A 3,555-nucleotide genomic window follows, 5' to 3' on the forward strand; every position below is an offset into this window, starting at 1 on the left:
CTTCCGTTTCGACATCTCTGATCTCCTTCTCGTCGAAGATCAGCAGACAGCAAATCATAGCTTACGTCAGCGTCCGATTTTCGGGGGGCAGCTCACGTCCCGCAGAACCCGACGTTGCACTGGAAAGTATAGCTTCTTCTCCTTCCATTCCTGAAAATTGGTCGCACGAGTATGACAACGGTCACAGCATGGCTCTCGGTGTCAGCCATAGGCAAAAGGACGTTTTACTTGGGGGCTGATAGCCAAGGGACATCTCTTAAAACTGGTCAAGCAGTGTCTTTGCGAGAAAAGAAGGTTTTTGAAAGCGTTTGTACGCCAGAAATTTTTGCCCTCTCAGGGGATCTCCAGTGGGGCCAATCTTTCCTGCGGCAGCTCCTGACGGAAATTCGGCGTGATGTGATCCGATCTTCGCTCGGGACCCAAAGGCGGGCTGAAGAGTTTTGCGGGTTGCCTTGTGCTACCCCTCCTATGGCGCCGATTTGTGAGCTTGAAATTCAATACGGTGCGCGCAGCGATACAAAACCGCCAGCGGACTTTCAGATGTATCGCTTGCATCATGCCGGGCGCGTGGGTCCAATTTGGAACGTGAATCAGGTTGGTGAGCGTGGGTTGAACAGCAAAAAGTCGGAGCATGTCTATAGTTCTGGCCTGGGTGGTCGCGCAAATAAAGACCGGCAAAAATGGATTGCCGAAGGTGATCAAGGCGATGTGGCGCGGACATGCTTTTGGTCCCTTTGCGATCTAGTCAACGGTATACCTTCAAAATCCTTCATGACGGGAGGTCATCCACAACTTGTAAAACTTGATCAACAAGGCGTCGGCTAGGCCGTTGGCGTGAAATTCAATGGCGTTCCTACTGTCTACGGAAGGCGGACCACTAATCCCAAGAGTTTTGCGGAATTTTGGGTTGATGAGAATTTCACTAAGCTGAACCCCGAAACCTTGGAGAAATACAGTCAAGCGCAGAGATATGGCAGAGGTATGAGCGGGCGATGACGATTAGGCTCAACTGGCAATGTCTGCTTTGGTGAAGCGGCATCGCAGCATCACCTCACTCGGTGAAGGTCGGCTCAGGGCCGTTTATCTCTGCCGCACATCAGGCGCTTCGGCGTCGGGGCGAATGACGGCTCTCCAGTCCATGCCGGAGCATCCGCGAGATAGGTAAAATGGTCTTGCCGCGAGGCGGGGTGGCATCCAATCCTTGACGACCCGCTGTCTCGGGACCGGCGCGGTCGCACAAGACTCATAAAACAGTAGAGTTTTCCAACCGTTGCTTCGGGCCCGAATACGGGGGGGCATCGGGAACAGATTGGCGGTTAGAATGGGGGATATGCCTGCAACGCCACAGAATAATACCAATTATTTCAAGGGCATATCCGGCCAATGTGGCGGAGGGAATGGGCCTGACGTCGAACCTTCTCTGGCTCTTCGATCCTCAATGCTCTCGTTTGCACCTCACTGGAGAATTTCGGGATGCTACCGATTTATGTAGTTGACGAGGTGTTCGATATCGAGTTCGCGTTCCTGAATTATGCTTTTCATCAAGTCTCCAATAGAAACAATCCCAACGACGCTGTTTTCCCTAATCACCGGTAGATGTCGGATGCGCTTATCGCTCATTAGAGCCATGCATTCCTCAACTTTTCCGTCTGGAGTAACAGTAATCACGTCACGCACCATCACGTCTTTGAGCAGGGTTTTTGGCGAATCCCGCCCTTTTAGAAAAACATTCCGTGCATAAAGCCTTTCGGTAAAGATTCCTTCCAGCCGTCCATTGTCTAAGACAGGAATAGCGCCAATATCTTCCCGCGCCATAAGCTCCAGCGCCTCAAGCACGGTACAGTTTGAAGCGAGCGTATGAATTTCCCTCGGTTTAGACTCTAGAATTTCCTGAACGCATGCCATGTAAGGCCTCTACTCCTTACGGTCCAATTTCCCTCTAGCCATAACACGATACCATCGGGCAGAGCGGGTACCATGATCCATGTCAATCTTCGACTTCAGTCGATGACATGGGCGCCTCGAGGCACTTGGACATGGTCTGTCAACCAAGGACCTACGTCACTGTCGGCCCCAACAGTTGAGCTTAAAGTTAGGGCGCGAGTGCAGGCTTCATTCTGAATTGGACAGGTTGTAAATTGTCCTTCCCCCCTAGAACTGGGCCATTACATTGGCCGCGAGAGGGGGATTGGGCATGGCGAGGAAGCGACACTCAGACGAAGACATCTTGAGGCTGCTGCGTGAGATTGAGCTCAAGCTGACGGCTGGTGATGATGTGGCATCGGCGTGTCGGAGCGTCGGTATCAGCGATGCGACGTATTACAACTGGCGGAGGCGGTTTGGCGGGATTGTCAAATGACCGGGTGCATAGATCGCTCCTAGTCACACTTGCTTGGTTCTCTCCTATCGATATCGCGCACGCAAGGTACAGGCTCGCACGCCTTGAGGCCGTTGCCGCTGATGACGGAGATGACGGAGATGAACCAGATAAAGAATGGCGACTTATGATGAAGGATGACGTTCCGACGTCAAATGCTATTGCCAAAGGAACCGTATGGTCGCGTCGGCTATCCCACGCGCGCGTCTTGCCCCCGACATTCGGCGAAGATGTGATCATACCAATCCGAGTACAATGCAGCGACACTTCGGGTGGCGGACTGAGCCAAGACGAAGATATCCGCTTCGCGATAGCTGTTACGCTGCAACTGGCCATCGATACCCGTTACGACATCCAAACAGAGATCGCGAACCGTTTGAGGATACGGCAAACCCAGTAACTGTTGAGATAAATCGCGCAGCAAGACACAATCGATCAGGGCCTTCACGATTCTGATGATGAACGTCCGGTCTGACGAAATGCTGCGACGGCAATGCCGCATCGCCGTAAGTCCGCTTCCCGCCTCGTGCAGAATACTGCGTTAATTACCAATGCCCGCATCGGGTTCAAAGCGGTCATCTGCTACAAATGCATCTCCTCATGCCTGTTCATCGCAGGTCTCACGCATCTTTACCGAGCGCCGAAACCATCCACCGCAGTTCCTCCATTTCCTTCGTCCGCAACCCATGCCGCCAATTCGGATGCGCCTGCCACATGGCGCTCCCACTCCCGCCCTGTGAACGCGACACACACCCCAGCCTCGCACCGCTGGGGCCCCTTGCATCGCTCTCCGGTGGACTTGGCCTTTGCTTGGCACCTAGGCGCGTCTCTGAGTGGCTGGGTAGGACCAATGGCTCCCAGGAGCGTCGGCTACCGGACCTTGCTGCGGAATGCAGCGAAGGACTGCTCCCCCGCCCTTCCTTCTGATGCGGTGGAGTATGAAAAACTCCGCAACTTGATCGACGCTGTCTAGCCCCCTGTGTCTGGGCCACTGATTTGTGCTTTCTCTAATAGGGTTTCAGGAACTGGTGGCCGCATGTTGAGCGCCTGATGTGGGCGGGTGTGGCTATACTGTTTGAGCCAGTGGTTGATGACGATCTGCGCCTGCTGGGTCGTCGCAAACCATTCGGCATTCAGGACCTCTCGGCGCAGCGTGCCGTTGAACCGCTCGTTGTATC

5 protein-coding genes are annotated in these 3,555 nt (G+C 53.9%); 3 read left to right on the top strand and 2 right to left on the bottom strand.

Annotated features, from left to right (window positions below; genetic code table 11):
- Positions 1-228 precede the first annotated feature (228 nt).
- A complete protein-coding gene (locus tag DJ029_RS21865; protein WP_157966482.1) occupies positions 229-825 on the top strand; it encodes a hypothetical protein in 597 nt (198 codons plus the stop codon).
- A 651-nt stretch (positions 826-1,476) separates the two neighbouring features.
- Here DJ029_RS21865 and DJ029_RS21365 read toward each other — a convergent pair.
- On the bottom strand, positions 1,477-1,905 hold the full coding sequence (locus DJ029_RS21365; protein ID WP_112324478.1) for a CBS domain-containing protein: 429 nt from the start codon (positions 1,903-1,905) through the stop codon (positions 1,477-1,479).
- Between the two features lie 289 nt (positions 1,906-2,194).
- On the opposite strand from DJ029_RS21365, the gene DJ029_RS22550 reads away from it, so the two are divergent.
- A complete protein-coding gene (locus DJ029_RS22550; protein WP_112324479.1) occupies positions 2,195-2,359 on the top strand; it encodes a transposase in 165 nt (54 codons plus the stop codon).
- Between the two features lie 145 nt (positions 2,360-2,504).
- Positions 2,505-2,777, top strand: a complete 273-nt coding sequence (locus tag DJ029_RS22015) for a hypothetical protein (RefSeq protein ID WP_198671244.1) — start codon at positions 2,505-2,507, stop codon at positions 2,775-2,777.
- 569 nt (positions 2,778-3,346) lie between these two features.
- On the opposite strand, the gene DJ029_RS21380 is transcribed toward DJ029_RS22015, so the two are convergent.
- Positions 3,347-3,555, bottom strand: a 209-nt coding sequence (locus DJ029_RS21380; protein WP_157966483.1) for an integrase core domain-containing protein, incomplete at its 5' end; no start/stop codon positions are given.

It is taken from the genome of Oceanibium sediminis (assembly GCF_003265325.1).
Lineage (GTDB): Bacteria > Pseudomonadota > Alphaproteobacteria > Rhodobacterales > Rhodobacteraceae > Halovulum > Halovulum sediminis.

Coding starts and splice junctions, on each gene's coding strand:
- DJ029_RS22015 (WP_198671244.1), top strand. CDS start 2,505: ATGATGAAGGATGACGTTCCGACGTCAAATGCTATTGCCAAAGGAACC.
- DJ029_RS21365 (WP_112324478.1), bottom strand. CDS start 1,905: ATGGCATGCGTTCAGGAAATTCTAGAGTCTAAACCGAGGGAAATTCAT.
- DJ029_RS22550 (WP_112324479.1), top strand. CDS start 2,195: ATGGCGAGGAAGCGACACTCAGACGAAGACATCTTGAGGCTGCTGCGT.